The organism is Halotolerantifilum yawarlongkerapense (assembly GCF_054506745.1).
On sequence record NZ_CP199719.1, the window covers coordinates 2,003,471 to 2,018,603 of the forward strand.

A 15,133-nucleotide genomic window follows, 5' to 3' on the forward strand; every position below is an offset into this window, starting at 1 on the left:
TCACTTCCTTTCGAGAGAATAGGAGCTATATGTGTGGCATTCATACCCAGAATCATTGCGGGGTACACGTCCTACAGGTGGAATCGACAGAGGCGGCAAAAAAAGCTCGAGTGAAGTGCGTCGTAGGGCGTGGGTTTTCTGGCATGTTTTGTTATAATGGTAACGACCACAAGAATCCAACGACGACGATCCTTTGACAAGGATACGGGGAGATGATCATGTGATATCAGAATCGAATCTTTATAGAAATTTTGACCGCGATCCGTTGACGGCCGAGGCGGTGCTGAGATACTTATCCCAGCACAATCGTTTGGATACGCCGACTACCGATGCGTTCATCACGTATATCGAGCGGGTCGATCCGGATTTTCGTGGCCGGCTGCTCATGCACCTGGTGGATTATCCCTTTGACCATGCCACGCTGAAGCGCCTGTTGGTGCTTTATGGAGAGGATACCCATTTTGATGCTTACTGCCAGGTGCTATTGACGCTCGTCCCATCCTCCGAAGCATCGCGCCTGACCGAGGAGGAAGGCCTGGATCCCGAACTGGTGGCACTGCTCAAAAGACGGAGAGAAGTCGAAGCCTCACCGCTGGAACCGATCCTGACGGCTTTTGTCAAGTTGGCTGCAGATCCAGAAGAACGGGAGAAGCACAAACGTCATTTTCACGAGATCATGAGCCTGCTCGAGATCAAGAAGGCGGAAGTGACGCCCTGGCTGTCGCGACAACTTCAGGAGATGATGGACGCCGATACTCTCTTGCCGATCCACGAGGTGTTTTGCGAGATGGCCCCGCGGTTCGGCTTGTCGGATCACCTGCCCTTTTTGTTTGATGCTTTCGATCGGGAACCCTCTTTTTACGCGACTCTTCTGGGCGTATATCACGACGATCGGATCAAGGCCTATCTTAAGGCCACCATGCCCGCCGCCAGCGGTGATGGGCTCTTCTTCCGCATGATGCTGGCGGCAGATTACCGCGATCTGGAGGGAGCGGTTTACCAGAGTGCCAAGCACCGTCTGGAGGGGGAAAAGAAAGAGGCCGTTCTACTCGAACTACTCCGCAACTTCCACGGGGGGGCTTTCGGGCGATTGATGACCAAGTGGCAGGGGGAAGTACCAGCGGGCGTGGTACCACTGGTGATCCCTTATCTCAGTCTCACGGGAGATGATGAGAGCTTGAGAAGTGAACTCATCGAGAAGCAATTGGACCGTGGCCGAGAGCGCAAGCGCTGGCTGGCCGGCGTGGAGAAGGAGGCGGGAACCGACGTGGGACCGAACGATCCCTGTCCCTGTGGTAGTGGTAAAAAATTCAAGAAGTGTTGCATGAACCGGAGTCTATCATGAAGGCATGGGTCTACCGTTCCTTCACCCGAGGAAAGGTAGGGGGTAACCTGGCTGGCGTGGTGGGATGTCATCTGACCGAAGACAAGATGCGTGGGCTCGCAGCCGAGCTGGGTTTTTCCGAAACAGTCTTCATTGGAAGAGAAGAGGAACCCCGCTTGCGTTTCTTCACCCCAACGGAGGAAGTGGATCTGTGCGGCCACGCTCTGGTCGCCGCCCTCAAGTGGCTCGATGAATCGGGTCCATTTCCCCCTGCCGTTCAGACCAAGGCAGGACGTATCGTGGTGACCAAGGAGGGAGAGGCTTACTTCATGCGCCAGCCCCAACTCCAGCGCTGCGAGGTGTTGACCGTCGGGGAGCTTGCACCGCTTTTTGATCTCCCCTTATCCGCCTATGATCCGGAACATCCACCGCTCTATGCGAGCACTGGGCTCAAGGATCTCTTCGTGGCGGTGAAAACCGAAGCAGATCTTTGGCGTGCAAGCCCCGATCTTCAGGCGATATGCAGGATCAGCGAGAAGTACCAGGCAGTGGGTGTCCATCTGTACACCGTGACCGATACAGGGGCGACGGTGCGCAATTTCGCACCGCTCTATGGCATCGATGAAGAATCGGCCACCGGGACGTCCAACGGTGCCCTCGGTGCGCTGTTGGAGCACTGGGGCCAGGGGTCGGGGGAACAGCATATGCTACAGGGAGACGGGATGGACGCGCCCTCTACGATCCGCGTCCGCATGGACCAGACGGATCATCCGCTCGTGGGTGGGACCGTCGTATGTGAAACCCTATTGGAAGGAGATTGGGACCTATGATCTACGGTACATATCATTATCAAGGACAAAGTCGCTGTGGTCGCGTGGTGGGAGAAGAGGTACATCTCCTGCCAGCACCCTTTACATTCCTGGACATCATCGAAAAAACATCTGAACTCCCTTGGGAGGATGCGGAGTTAGTGGGACTCGAAGAGGTGAAGACACTGGCGCCGATCCCCTATCCACGACGCAACCCCATCTGTCTAGGGAAAAACTATTTTGATCATGCCATGGAGCTATCGGGAAAGACGACGAACCTGGAGGGAGTTCCCGAGGCGCCGATTTACTTTACAAAGATGGCCTACCCGGTGCTGGGCCCCGACGAACCGCTGGTCTTAGAGGACCTCGATGACCTCTGCCTGGATTACGAGGTGGAAGTAGCCCTCGTGATCGGCAAGGGCGGGAAGAATATCCCGGCAGAGAAAGCCTTTGATCACGTGTTCGGTTACACCCTGGCCAATGATTTTTCTGCCCGGACCCTGCAGGTGAAACACACGCAGTGGTTCAAGGGAAAATCCCTGGATGGCCTGTTGAGCATGGGTCCCTTTGTGGTCACATCGGATACCTTCGACCTACCACCGACCATCATTATCGAGAGCCACGTGAACGGGGAGCCCAGACAGAAGGGTCACCTCGGCCAGTTGATCTTTGATATCCCTACGATAATCGAGGATCTGTCTAAGAACCTCACGCTCATTCCGGGAGACATCATCCTGACGGGTACACCCAAGGGTGTAGGGATGGGATTTGACCCTCCGAAATACCTGCATACGGGTGATGAGGTGGTTTGCAGCGGAGAAAAGTTGGGTAAACTCGTCAACAGAATCGGATAGCAGGTATGCTATAATGTAATCAGTTTACGCGAAGGGGAGGATATCATGAAATTAATGAAAGTCATGGAGAAAAAACGCTCCGTCAGAGAGTATAAAAACAAGGATGTGGACAAGGAAACGCTGGGAAAGGTCGAGATGCTTCTCGATCGTGTTCCGGATATTTCCGATGAGACGGAAGCAGAGCTCGTTTTGTTTTACGAGGGAGAAGACGTATACCGGAGACTCGATGGTATCGCTGGCTACAACGGGTTGATGATCCGGGCACCTCACTATGCCGTGGTACTCGCGACGGATACGGAGGAGGCCCCGTTGATCGGTGGTTATGCCGGGGAGTGGTTTGCCCTCAACCTGAGCACCCTGGAGCTGGGGAGCTGCTGGATCGATATGAACTTCAACGAGGAAAAAATCAAGGCGGCCCTGGAGCTCGATACGAAACAGCGGGCCATCGGCCTCATTGCTTTCGGTTATGCATCTTATAAACCGAGACGCGGTAAAGTCACGGAGACCAAGCCCGAGGGAGGAAGCCTGACCACGATCACGGAGATTGGCTATCCCAATATCGATATGGAGTACGTGAAAGAACCCATATCCGGGCGAAAGAGCATCGAGGACATTGTATTTTTGAATCAGTTCGGGGAAAAAACCACTCGAGACGAGCTGGAGAAGCGCGGTCTGCAGGAAGTCTTCTACTATATGCGCTTGGCCCCGAGCTGGGGTAATCGCCAGCCCTGGCGCTTCCTGATCGACGGGATGGACATTCTCCTGATCATGGAGAGAGATGATCGCTTGGGTGATGAGATGGCTCAAATCGAAGCGGGTATCGCCATGTTGTACTTTGAAGTGTCCATGCACGACCAGGGTTTACCCGGACAGTGGGACCTCGAGGCAGTGGAGGCCAAAGGGCTGGATATTCCTTCGGACTACTTTATCGCCGGTCGTTATCGCTTCTAAATAAACAGACAAAAAGAGGGGGATCTTATGATCCGCAAGACGCTTCTCACGATTGTCTTACTGTTTCCATGGCTGATCGGAAGCGTCCCCACCCACGGCCTCGATCTCATCACGGGTGAAGCGATCCTCCATCAGATCGAATGGGTAAGGGCGCTTTCTCCTGTAACCTATCGAACGGGCACCGAGCACCCGACCAATAGGGACGGTTACCGTCTGGTGGCCACTTATCCGATGCAGGTACCCCGGGAACTCAAGATGAATCTGCTTTACGATGCTTATCCTATGCACCAGCACTACGCCCTGGCGCGTCAGGCCGTGAACATACGCTCTGGTCCCGGAACCCAGTATCCCATTACAGGACGGGTTTGGGCCTACCAGAAGGTCCTGGTCTACGACATGGTGCACGGTCAAAAGGCACGTGATGGGCAATCGGATCTTTGGTACCGCGTGACGCACGAAGGGACCGAGGGGTACCTTTTCGCGGCCTTGGTGGAGAAACGAAGCTTTCGCTTCGACCGGATGGTTGAAGACGCTGAGCTGCTCCGCCGCTTCGTCCGAGATCACGAGATGGGCGCGGTCGATAACTACAAAAACAGTAAGGGCTACCCCCCTTCGAACCGAGGGAGCAATGTGGATGATCGTGGTATTCTGAGAAGTCAGTCCGCCCCTGCCTACAGTGCGCCGGATTCGGGTAGCGAGATGCGCTATCTAGAGGATGGTCGCCTGGTCGCTGTGATCGAAGACCACGGGGCGTACGTGGAGGTGATCTCCTACGATGATAAGCGTAGGTATTTCGTCCCCACGCGCTATATCAATCGTGAGCACCCCCTAAAAGACCTGGATCAGGTGGTGCTCGTGGACATCTCGAACCAGAACCAATCGGTGCTCGGCTATGATCATGGCCACTGGCAACTGCTCTCCGTGACCTATGCCACCACCGGTGCGGATACAGAGCATAAAGAACCCACCGTACCTGGACACTATAAGGTGATCCAGACGAGATCGAAGTTCCTGTACCTAGACGACATCACAGAGGAGATCGCAGGTTACGCCCCCTACGCAACGCGTTTCAACGGAGGGGCCTACATCCACGGTGTCCCGGTCAACTTCCAACTGATCAAGGAAACCCGTGTGCTCACGCCGGCCGTGCTGGATGAAGTGGGCAGGGTGATCCGCCCCGCCGTGACCGAAACGGTGGTGGTCGATCGTGTGGATCCCGGGATGGCCGAAAACCTGTCGACGCTGGGCACGGACCCCAGAAGTCATAAATGCGTCCGAAACGCCACCAGCCACGCCAAGTGGCTCTACGATTGGGTGAAGATCGGCCGCTCGGCCGTGATCGCCTTTGAAGACTGATTTCGAGGTGACTATAATGACCAAGAACAAGACGGCCGCGCTTTTGGCGGCCATCCTCATGAGCACGAGCCTGCTGCTGACGGCCTGCGCAGGTGAGGCGCCGAATGCTGCGGAAGCGATTCCGCCGGTAGCGGAGCAAGAAGAAGAAACCGCCGCCGAAGAGGAAGCAGCAGACCAGGCCGCAGCGGAAGAAGCCGCCCGATTGGCCGAGGAAGAAGCTGCCAAGGCCCAGGAGGAACTCAACCAGCGTATTGCTGCTTGGGAAGAGGAGAAGAGCGTCTTTATCGCGAGCGAGGGGGCATCGGTCTATGCTACCCCTACACGCAGTGGTGAACTGGTCGCTAGCCTCGACCGGGTGAGCCGCGCCTACCGGGTGGGCGAGGTGACCGATCAGGCCACGGGCGAAATTTTCTACGGTCTGAAGGAAAGCTACGAGGCTCCCCTGCTCGGGTACATAGGTGCCGATGACGTGGTCTCTCAGAAGGAAGAATTGATCTACAAGCGCTATGACGATGTAGACTACGGACCCTTTGAAAAGATGGGAGATCGGGAGAACAACCCACCCGTTAAAGTCCGCGGGATTTTCATGACGGCCCACTCTGCGGCCACCTCAAACTTCGATCGTTTGCTGGAGATCGTGGATACGACGGATATCAATACCCTCGTCATCGATGTGAAGGATGACAATGACAACATTCTCTTCTATTCGGAGACCGCGGAGAAGTACAACCCCGGCGGAAACAAGGTGTTCATCAAGGACATGGAAGCCTTTATGAAGGAACTGGACGATCGGGGCATCTATACAATCGCCCGCGTGGTGGTTTTCAAGTCGCCGAAATACGCTAAACTACATCCCGATCGTGCGATCGTTCACCGGGCGACGGGTCAACCCTTCTCTAACAAGGATGGTGCTTATTGGGCTTCGCCCTTCGACCGCGACTTGTGGGATTACAATGTGGGAGTGTCGAAGGAAGCCGTGGCCCATGGCTTCGATGAAGTGCAGTTCGACTACGTTCGGTTCCCGGCTTCGGCAGAGAACCGTATGGATGCCACGTTGGATTACAGGAACACAGAGCTCGAGTCGAAGACCGCTGCGATCCAAGGCTTCCTCAAGTATGCCTATGGTGAACTGGCCCCTATGGGAGCCTATGTAAGCGCCGATGTCTTTGGATGGGCGGCCACGGCCGTGACGGATGTGGGCATCGGTCAGCATTGGGAGGCGATCACCTCGGTGGTGGACTATATCTGCCCGATGATTTACCCCAGCCACTACGGTCCCGGGATCTTTGGTTTCGCCGTACCCGATGCGCATCCCTACGGCACGGTCTACGCCGCTACCATCGATGCGATGGAGCGGAACGCGAATACCTACACACCCGCCACGATCAGACCCTGGATCCAGGACTTCACAGCGCGCTGGATCAAGGGACACATCAGCTACGGCCACCAGGAGATTCTCGACCAGGTCCGCGCTCTTGAAGAGGCCGGAGTGGATGAGTACATGTTCTGGAACGCTGGGAACAGTTACACGACTTCAGCCTTCGATGAACTCGTCGAGGACTGATTGCTTTTAATCTCGTCCTGAGAGACGAGAAAAGGAGGTTGCTATGAAAGACAAGCGTATTGCCGAGGCACTGATGGACATTGGTGCGCTCAGTTTAGTGGACACGGAGCATCTCTTCACATGGGTCAGTGGCATCCGTTCACCGATTTACTGTGACAACCGGAAGATCATTTCTTATCCGGAGCTGCGGAAAAAAGTGGCCGCGGGCCTTGTGGAAAAAATCAGATGTCAATATCCTGATGTGGCGATCATCGCGGCCACGGCGACGGCGGGGATCCCCCACGGAGCCTGGGTGGCAGATCAACTGGACAAACCGATGATCTACGTGCGATCCTCGTCAAAAGGGCATGGTCTGCAGAATATGATCGAGGGTGTCTGCGAAAAAGGCCAGCGCTGCGTGTTGATCGAGGATCTGATCTCGACGGGCAAGTCTTCGCTCACAGCAGTGCGGGCACTGCGGGAGGCTGGGCTGATCGTCGAGAAGGTCTTCGCGATCTTTACCTATAATTTCCCAGAGGCTGGACTGGCCTTCGAGCGAGAGGGCATCGACTATGAAGCGCTCACCGATTACGAGACCCTGGTGCCGCTCGCCATCGAGCGCGGTCTCGTGGCGGGTGACCAGGCCGAACTACTGATGGCCTGGAGACAGAATCCCAGATTATTCACAGAGGACCATCACCCCCAGGGGTGATGGATTCCCCTTTTAAGGAGGACTTACGAGATATTATGGCTAGAATGAGAAGAATTCACGGGGTCGTGGAGATGCTGCAGCAGCATCCCGACCTTTTCATCACCGACCCATCGGCGCACAGGGGACACTTTCGCGAGCTTTTCGAAGGAGAGGGACCGCTGCACGTGGAGTTCGGTTCGGGCAAGGGAAAATTTATCACAGAGATGGCCGCGGCCAATCCCGAGATCCTGTACTTGGCCGTTGATTTGATTCCAGAGGTCATCTACAGGGGTGTCAAACGGGCGGAAACCGCAGGCGTAAAGAACGTGAGGTTCCTGGTGATGGACATCAAGCATGCGGAGGAGATTTTTGAGCCCGGAGAGATCGACCGGATCTACCTGAACTTTTCGGATCCGTGGCCCAAGAACCGGCACGCCAAACGACGGTTGACCCACGAAGAGTTTCTCGTGCACTACCAGAAGGTGTTGGCTGCCGAGGGATGGATTCACTTCAAGACGGATAACCGGGACTTTTTTGAGTTCAGTTTGAACGAGTTTGCCAAGCTCGACCTGAAAATGCGGTATATCTCGCTGGATCTACACGCCAATGAACCGATCGGAAACGTCCGGACGCGGTATGAAGAAAAATTTTCGAAACGCGGTCAACCTATCTACCGGGTGGAGGCCACGTTCCGTTAAAGAGGAGGTGCCTGTTCCATGCGCAAGTGGTTACGCAAAACCCTATTGCTCGCCCTTTTTGTTGCCTTCGGTATTGCGGTCTATTTGCTCGTGGTGAGATGGCAACCAGTTGAGGTCATCAACGAGAACATATTGGCTGCCGTCCAACGATTCTTCAACGGTCTCTTCGCCCTGTATCTCATCTCCGTGGGCGTAGTGATCTTTCTGGAGAACAAGGACCCCTCGAAGACGCTGGCCTGGTTGTTGGTCCTGATTTTTCTTCCCGTCGTGGGTTTCGTGTTCTATGTGCTCTTCGGACGCAATTACAAGAAGCGGCGACGCACCCTGCAGAAGCTGGCCACGGATAACGACCGGTTGGCCAAGGCCGCTGCAATCCAGCGCGAGATCTTCAGCGCCATGGGCGTCTACAGCGAGCGGGGCTATGTGAACGAACGGCTTGTGCATCTGCTTCTGGAGAATGCCAGCGCACCCCTCACGATGAACAACGATGTGGAGGTGCTGACCAACGGCGATGAGACCTACCGAAGGATCTTCGAGGTCATCGGATCTGCCAAGCATCACATTCACCTGGAGTATTTCATCATCCGCGATGACACCATCGGGCAAGCGCTCAAAAAGCGCCTCATCGAGAAAGCACGTGAAGGCATCGATGTGCGGCTGATTTACGATAGCGTCGGTTGTTGGAAGCTCGGTAAGGCCTACCGTCGGGAACTGAGCGAGGCAGGCGTCCAGTTGCACGCCTTCTTTCCCGTTGCCTTCCCGGTATTGTCGCGGGATCTGAACTACCGCAACCACAGGAAGATCGTGGTGGTGGATGGTCGCTATGGTTTCGTGGGTGGCCTGAACATCGGGGACGAGTACCTGGGGAAATCGGAACACATGGGTTTTTGGCGCGATACCCATCTCATGATCACCGGCGATGGCGTCTACAGTCTCCAGAGTATCTTTTTGAACGATTGGCGCTTTGTGGCCGGTGAGAACGTGGATGGGCTCTCCTATTACCCGCCCCAACAGTTTTCCGGGGAGATGATGGTGCAAATAGCGGCCTCGGGCCCGGATTCCGATTGGCAGAGTATCCTGCAGGCCTACTTCTCCATGATCAGCACCGCTGAAGACCGGCTCTATATCGCCACACCCTACCTGGTACCCGAGGAGAGTCTTCTGATGGCCCTGAAGACAGCCTCGCTCAGTGGTGTGGACGTACGGATCATCATCCCGGGAAAACCGGATCATTTCTTTGTCTATTGGGCTAGTCGCGACCATATCGCGGAACTTCTCGAGGCAGGGATCCGCATCTATACCTACGAGAAAGGCTTTATCCACGCCAAGATGGTGCTGGTCGACGGATCCGTCGCTTCGGTGGGAACGGCCAATCTCGATTACAGGAGCCTAGAGATCAACTTTGAGGTCAACGCCTTCGTGCACGATCGGGAAGTGACAGAACGGCTCGAAAGAGACTTTATCAACGATCTCGCTGATAGTCAGGAGATCACGAAGGAAAGGCATGCCGATCGCCCCTTCTGGCACCGTGTGCTCGAAGCGGTGGGACGATTGGTATCTCCGCTGCAATAAGAAGGGAATGACTGTCATTGTTGTATTTTCTCATGATTTTTTGCGTGATCACCATCGATCAACTGTCTAAATTTGCCGCTATGCGCTACCTGAAGCCCCTCGGGACCTATCCGCTGATCCAGGATGTATTTCACCTGACCTTCGCCCGCAACACGGGGGCGGCCTTCAGCATCCTCAAGGGCAAGCAGGTCTTTCTCATTGGCCTCACCCTGATCGTCATCGCCTTCTTAACGGGGTACCTGATCCGCTTGATGCCCGAGCGGCTCCCCTTGGTGAAGTGGTCTCTCGTGCTGGTCATCGGTGGGGCTGTGGGCAATCTCATCGATCGGATGCGCTTGGGTTACGTTGTGGATTTCTTTGATTTTCGATTGATCAATTTTGCTATCTTTAACGTGGCGGATATCGCCATCGTGGTGGGTACGATTCTCTTATCCCTGGCGATCTTGTTTACCGAACTACCCGGAATTTCTTCCAAAATGTAATCTATATCACGGTGGACCGGGGTCCTTTCTTCTATAATGAGTACATAAGAGAAGATATGGAGGTAATCAAGAGATGAATGCTATTGAACTGATGAAGTACGAACACACTTTTATCTTGCGTATGCTCGATGTAGTGCGCGCTATGGCCCGCAAAGCGATGAACGACCGGGTTGTGGTGAAAGAGGATTTCTACAGTGCCATCGACTTTGTTCGCTCTTACGCGGACAAGCACCACCACAACAAAGAAGAAGTGGTCCTCTTTGAAAAGATGGCCGAAGAGCTTTACGAACAAGTGGGTCAAGGTCCGATCCTCGGGATGCTCACAGAGCATGACCAGGGACGTCTGTACATGATGCGCCTAGAGGCGGCCGTAAGGGGCTACGATGGGGATGATGAGCATCTCCTGGACCTGATCGCCAGCGCCATCAGCTACACGGAACTGCTCAAGGCACACATCCACAAAGAAGATAACGCGCTTTACACCTATGCCGAGCGTGCCCTATCGAAAGAAGCGCTCGCTTCCCTCGAGGAGACCTGTAGGCAGATTGAGTCCGATGCACAGGCGCAGGGTGTGCAGGAGAAGTACGAGAGCATGGTGGCGATGATGGAGCAAAAATATCTATAGTGAGAATCATTTTTAAAACCTCCCCCTTCGGGTATAATCGATGGGGGAGGTGCTTTTTTTTGGAAAGAAGTCGCGCACTATCGAAGCTTGATTTTTTCGCAGACCTCGATGAGAAAGATCTCGAGGAAGTCGTGGCGTTGACGATCGAACGCCAGTACCATAAAAACCAGATGATTTTCATGGAGGGTGATCCCGGTAGGGGCTTTCACTTCGTGATCGAAGGTCGGGTGAAGATTTACAAGACGTCTCGCGATGGGAAGGAGCTGATTCTGACGACCTTTGGTCCGGGGAGCAGTTTCGCAGAGGTGACGATTTTTAATGATGTGCCCTATCCTGCCACGGCGGAAACGCTAGAACCCAGCCGCATCGGCATGATCTTGAACGAGGATCTCGAAGGGCTCATCGCCCATAAGCCGGCCCTGGCCATCAAGTTGATCCGCACCCTGTCGAAGAAGTTGTACCGTGCACAGTTGAATCTCAAGCAGATCGCCCTCGATGACACGGAGCACCGGTTGATCCGGGTGATTTTGGAAGCGCTCGATGAGACAGACCGGGCTAAACTCACCCTTCACCTTTCGCGTCAGGAGATCGGCGAGATGATCGGTGCCACGCGCGAGACAGTGAGCAGGACCTTGAACCAGCTGAAGAAAGAAGGTCTGATTCGGCTCTCGGGGAAAACCCTAACCGTTCTAGATGAAGAGGGGCTCAGGGGTCGAATCGAATAACGACAAAAAAGGAAGTAGCGTCGCCCTCTTTCCGGGACAACGCTACTTCTTTTCACTTGATGATTTTTTCAATGGAATCGAGGAGATTTTCAACGGGTAGGTCCATCTTGTGGGCCATCTCCTCGAGGGAGTTCAGTTGGTGCGCCGCGCAGTCGAGCGGTCCGAGACCGGCGCCGGCGAGGGCCTCCGAAGAGGGCCGGTAGGTCCTGAACAACTCAAAGACCAGCGTCTGAGGTGTCAGGTTTGTCAACGGAATCGCCTACGCTTCTGCGTTGAGCTCGTTCATGAGCTTCTCGAGGTCAAGACCGTGGACCATGGCCGCTTGCTCGAGGCTTTCCATTTGAGAGGCGGGGCAACCGATGCAGCCCATGCCATTGGCCATCAGGATCTCAGCGGCTTCGGGCTTTTTTCTCAGGATATCGGCAATCAAAAGATCTTTTGTGATTTTCATATTACTTCTCCTCCTTGGTCAGGGTATTCTCAAGACCCGCTTCAGTGCGGATCACATCGTATCTTAGTCCTGGTGTCAGTGTGCGGACGAAGGTATCAACCCACACTTTTCGTAGCTGCAGGTAGCGATCTAGGTCTGTCCAGAATGGGGCGTGGATGGCTTCTTTCGTGAGCCAGCGGAAGGTGGTTTCCGTATGCTCCAGCGTGCCATGCAGTTGGTCGCAGGGCATGCCGTCGAGCAGGTACTGGTTGATGGTCTTCTGTACCATGGGAAAATCACCGGCCTCGCCCTCGTGGGCTTCTGCCGTGGCGCGTGCATCGGCTGCGTAGACCAGCTCGGCCTTTTCCACGGGGACTACTTTGAGCAGGGCGTCGCGGCGTCGTTCGGACAGGGCGATGCGCTCCTGTAACCATCCGTGGATATTTCCCTGATCGATGACCTCTTCGAGGGAGATGTCCAGATCGAACCCAGGATAGCGGTCGTTCAGGTCGCTCAGGAAAGCGCCGTTGATCTCGGCGTGTTCAATCAGCTCAGGTTCTAGGACCTCGTGTTTCTTTATTTTCTCATAAAGCCAAAAGTGAATGGGTGCTAAAAATCGACTCATGAAATACTTCCTTTCTCTCTTATGTTGACTTCATTATAAGGCAGACCCTGGTTGGTCTTCGGTGATATATATCACAAAAAGAGAGAAAATCTGCTGGGGGTTTATTTCCTTTCGTATTTGTCCCTTTCGGAGGTATAGAGGTCTGCTCCAAAGGTATCGTTGACCACGATGGCCGGGAAGTCCACGACCTCGAGACGTCGGATCGCCTCGGTGCCCAGATCCTCATAGGCAATGGTTTCGGAAGATTTTACTGTTTCTGCTATGAGGGCGCCAGCGCCACCGATCGCAGCGAAATAGATGGCACCATGGGTCACCATGGCCTCGCGCACGGCTTTGGATCGAGAACCCTTGCCGATCATACCCCGGAGCCCTCGTTCGAGGAGGGGAATGGTAAGATCGTCCATGCGGTAGCTGGTCGTGGGGCCGCAGGAGCCGATGATTTGCTCCGGTCGATGGGGTGCGGGTCCTACGTAGTAGATGATGGCATCCTTGAGCTCAAAGGGAAGTTCGTCGCCATTGGCAAGGGTCTCCACCAGTCGCCCGTGGGCGGCGTCGCGCCCGGTGTACAGGGTACCTGTCAGGTGGACCAGGTCACCGGCAACGAGGGTGCGGGCGACCTCTTCGGTGAGGGGGAGTTGAATTTTCTTTCTCATGATCTTGCTCTCGCTCCTCTCAAAAGACCAGGGTGCTGTGTCGGTGGGCGTGGCAACCGATGTTAACGGCGACAGGAAGGCCGGCGATATGGGTGGGGTGTGCGGCGACTTTGACACCGAGACAGGTGGTGGTACCTCCCAGGCCCTGCGGACCGATGCCCAGGCGGTTGATCTGCTCGAGCAGGAGTTTCTCTAGCTTAGCGTACCGGATCTGAGGATGGTGGTCTTCGAGGGGTCTGAGCAGGGCTTCTTTCGCCAGGGCGGCGGCCTTGTCGAAGGTTCCCCCGATCCCGACGCCCACGACGATAGGCGGGCAGGGGTTTGGGCCGGCATCGGAGACGGTCTTGAGCACAAAATCGACCACACCCTTCTCGCCGTCGGAGGGTTTGAGCATGGCCAGACGGCTCATGTTCTCGCTACCGAAGCCCTTGGCCATGATGTGGAGGGTCAGACGATCACCCGGGACGATCCGCGTGTATACCACCGCGGGCGTGTTATCGCCGGTGTTTTTTCTTTCGAGAGGATCGCCGACCACGGATTTACGCAGAAAGCCTTCTTGATAGCCTTTCGCCACACCTTTTTGCAGCGCTGATTCAAAGTCCCCGCCCACGAGGTGCAGGTCCTGTCCGACCTCGGCAAAGATAATGACGAGTCCGGTATCCTGGCAGATCGGGATATGGCCTGAATCAGCGATGTCCTGATTCTTCAACAGGTCCTCCAGGATGGCCTTGCCGATGGGAGAGGCTTCTACTGGTAGGGCGCGCTCCATGGCATCGCGTAGATCTCCTGCGACCTGGGTGTTGATGGCGATCAGACGCTGGGCCAGGGGTTCGATCAATTTGTTCACATCGAAGGTGTGCATGGATTAACTCCTTTCCAAAGCGGGACGTCTCGTTTGCTGTAGGCGGTCACGGTAATTCAGGTATGCACCGCCTACGATCAACAGGGTACCCACAAGGGTAAGTGCATCGGGCATCTCTGACCAGAGCAGGTAACCGAAGAGGGTGCTGAACAAGATATTGACGTAGCTGTAGATGGACAGTCGCGAGGCGGGTGCGTAGCTGTAGGCCGTGGTCATGAAGAGCTGCGCCGCCAGGGCTGTTAGGCCGATCATCATCAGCCAGAAGAGCTCGGTGGGCGTCGGTGCGACGTAATCGCTGAGCATGAGCGGTAGGGTTACAATCGAAGAGAAGAGCGTGAAGTAGAAGACGATGAGGCGCGAGCCGTCTGTGGCGGAGAGCTTGCGGATCGTGGTGTAGGCGGCACCGGCGAAGAAGGCGCTACCCAGGGCGATCAGATAGGGGATCACGCGCACATCGAAGGCCGGTCGGATGACCAGCATGGCACCCATAGCTGCCGTGAACAGGGCGAAGACTTGCTGTCGGGTGATCTGTTCCTTGAGGAAAAAGATGGATAGGATCACGACGAAGAAGGGGGACATCTTGTTGATGATCACAGCGTCGGAAAGACGCATCTGGCTCAAGGCGGTGTAATAGAGGGCTACACCCAAGAGACCGAAGAGGGAGCGGGCGAAGGTCAGCTTCTTATTGACAGGAAGCGAAAGCGACCTTGTCCTGAGTAGCGTGAGGGTGATGGCGACTAGGCCGAGGAAGTTCCGGAAGAACATCTTTTGGGCCAAGGGAAGATGACCGACTGATTTGACGGCCACGGCCATGAGCGAAAAGAAAAAAGCCGATAGTAAAATATAAAGTACACCTTTATTTTCATCTTTCAATTGAATCAACCTCCAAACGCCCTAAGTATACCATATCAGACCGTTATTTTTACGCGAAGT

At 55.1% G+C, this 15,133-nt stretch carries 18 protein-coding genes; 12 read left to right on the forward strand and 6 right to left on the reverse strand.

All coding sequences use genetic code 11. The annotated features are described in order from the left end of the window. Positions 1 to 220 precede the first annotated feature (220 nt). The 12 genes from ACULM0_RS09825 to ACULM0_RS09880 all read left to right on the forward strand — a co-directional run bounded on the left by ACULM0_RS09825 (position 221) and on the right by ACULM0_RS09880 (position 11,630). Positions 221 to 1,345, forward strand: coding sequence for a YecA family protein (locus ACULM0_RS09825; RefSeq protein ID WP_463677374.1), 1,125 nt, complete (start codon positions 221 to 223; stop codon positions 1,343 to 1,345). After that, positions 1,342 to 2,154, forward strand: coding sequence for a PhzF family phenazine biosynthesis protein (locus ACULM0_RS09830; protein ID WP_463677375.1), 813 nt, complete (start codon positions 1,342 to 1,344; stop codon positions 2,152 to 2,154). Before ACULM0_RS09825 ends, ACULM0_RS09830 begins: the two co-directional genes overlap by 4 nt. Next, positions 2,151 to 2,987 (forward strand): fumarylacetoacetate hydrolase family protein, encoded by an 837-nt coding sequence (locus ACULM0_RS09835; protein ID WP_463677376.1) that lies wholly within the window; start codon positions 2,151 to 2,153, stop codon positions 2,985 to 2,987. Before ACULM0_RS09830 ends, ACULM0_RS09835 begins: the two co-directional genes overlap by 4 nt. 45 nt (positions 2,988 to 3,032) lie before the next feature. Then, positions 3,033 to 3,938 (forward strand): nitroreductase family protein, encoded by a 906-nt coding sequence (locus tag ACULM0_RS09840; RefSeq protein ID WP_463677377.1) that lies wholly within the window; start codon positions 3,033 to 3,035, stop codon positions 3,936 to 3,938. 27 nt (positions 3,939 to 3,965) lie between these two features. Beyond that, positions 3,966 to 5,294, forward strand: a complete 1,329-nt coding sequence (locus tag ACULM0_RS09845) for a L,D-transpeptidase family protein (protein WP_463677378.1) — start codon at positions 3,966 to 3,968, stop codon at positions 5,292 to 5,294. Positions 5,295 to 5,310: 16 nt separating this feature from the next. Further along, positions 5,311 to 6,858, forward strand: a complete 1,548-nt coding sequence (locus ACULM0_RS09850; protein ID WP_463677379.1) for a putative glycoside hydrolase — start codon at positions 5,311 to 5,313, stop codon at positions 6,856 to 6,858. A gap of 43 nt (positions 6,859 to 6,901) precedes the next feature. Continuing rightward, positions 6,902 to 7,549 carry an orotate phosphoribosyltransferase gene (pyrE, locus tag ACULM0_RS09855; protein WP_463677380.1) on the forward strand — a complete coding sequence of 216 codons (648 nt, stop codon included), beginning with the start codon at positions 6,902 to 6,904 and terminating at the stop codon, positions 7,547 to 7,549. Positions 7,550 to 7,584: 35 nt separating this feature from the next. Continuing rightward, positions 7,585 to 8,226, forward strand: a complete 642-nt coding sequence (gene trmB, locus ACULM0_RS09860; RefSeq protein WP_463677381.1) for a tRNA (guanosine(46)-N7)-methyltransferase TrmB — start codon at positions 7,585 to 7,587, stop codon at positions 8,224 to 8,226. Positions 8,227 to 8,244: 18 nt separating this feature from the next. Beyond that, on the forward strand, positions 8,245 to 9,798 hold the full coding sequence (gene cls / locus ACULM0_RS09865; protein ID WP_463677382.1) for a cardiolipin synthase: 1,554 nt from the start codon (positions 8,245 to 8,247) through the stop codon (positions 9,796 to 9,798). Between the two features lie 17 nt (positions 9,799 to 9,815). Further along, the gene (gene lspA, locus ACULM0_RS09870) at positions 9,816 to 10,280 is read left to right on the forward strand and encodes a signal peptidase II (protein ID WP_463677383.1); all 465 of its coding nucleotides are present in this window, start codon (positions 9,816 to 9,818) and stop codon (positions 10,278 to 10,280) included. Positions 10,281 to 10,353: 73 nt separating this feature from the next. Then, on the forward strand, positions 10,354 to 10,905 hold the full coding sequence (locus ACULM0_RS09875; protein WP_463677384.1) for a hemerythrin domain-containing protein: 552 nt from the start codon (positions 10,354 to 10,356) through the stop codon (positions 10,903 to 10,905). Between the two features lie 59 nt (positions 10,906 to 10,964). Continuing rightward, positions 10,965 to 11,630, forward strand: a complete 666-nt coding sequence (locus tag ACULM0_RS09880; protein WP_463677385.1) for a Crp/Fnr family transcriptional regulator — start codon at positions 10,965 to 10,967, stop codon at positions 11,628 to 11,630. A gap of 52 nt (positions 11,631 to 11,682) precedes the next feature. On the opposite strand, the gene ACULM0_RS09885 is transcribed toward ACULM0_RS09880, so the two are convergent. The 6 genes from ACULM0_RS09885 to ACULM0_RS09910 form a co-directional block, all read right to left on the reverse strand. Continuing rightward, the gene (locus ACULM0_RS09885; RefSeq protein ID WP_463677386.1) at positions 11,683 to 11,880 is read right to left on the reverse strand and encodes a hypothetical protein; all 198 of its coding nucleotides are present in this window, start codon (positions 11,878 to 11,880) and stop codon (positions 11,683 to 11,685) included. Between the two features lie 9 nt (positions 11,881 to 11,889). Then, positions 11,890 to 12,081 (reverse strand): DUF1858 domain-containing protein, encoded by a 192-nt coding sequence (locus ACULM0_RS09890; RefSeq protein ID WP_463677387.1) that lies wholly within the window; start codon positions 12,079 to 12,081, stop codon positions 11,890 to 11,892. 1 nt (position 12,082) lies between these two features. Further along, positions 12,083 to 12,685 carry a hypothetical protein gene (locus ACULM0_RS09895; protein ID WP_463677388.1) on the reverse strand — a complete coding sequence of 201 codons (603 nt, stop codon included), beginning with the start codon at positions 12,683 to 12,685 and terminating at the stop codon, positions 12,083 to 12,085. Positions 12,686 to 12,786: 101 nt separating this feature from the next. Further along, positions 12,787 to 13,341, reverse strand: a complete 555-nt coding sequence (locus ACULM0_RS09900) for a Fe-S-containing hydro-lyase (RefSeq protein ID WP_463679879.1) — start codon at positions 13,339 to 13,341, stop codon at positions 12,787 to 12,789. A gap of 16 nt (positions 13,342 to 13,357) precedes the next feature. Continuing rightward, positions 13,358 to 14,200, reverse strand: coding sequence for a fumarate hydratase (locus ACULM0_RS09905; protein WP_463677389.1), 843 nt, complete (start codon positions 14,198 to 14,200; stop codon positions 13,358 to 13,360). Positions 14,201 to 14,203: 3 nt separating this feature from the next. Then, positions 14,204 to 15,073, reverse strand: coding sequence for a DMT family transporter (locus tag ACULM0_RS09910; protein WP_463677390.1), 870 nt, complete (start codon positions 15,071 to 15,073; stop codon positions 14,204 to 14,206). Positions 15,074 to 15,133 lie beyond the last annotated feature (60 nt).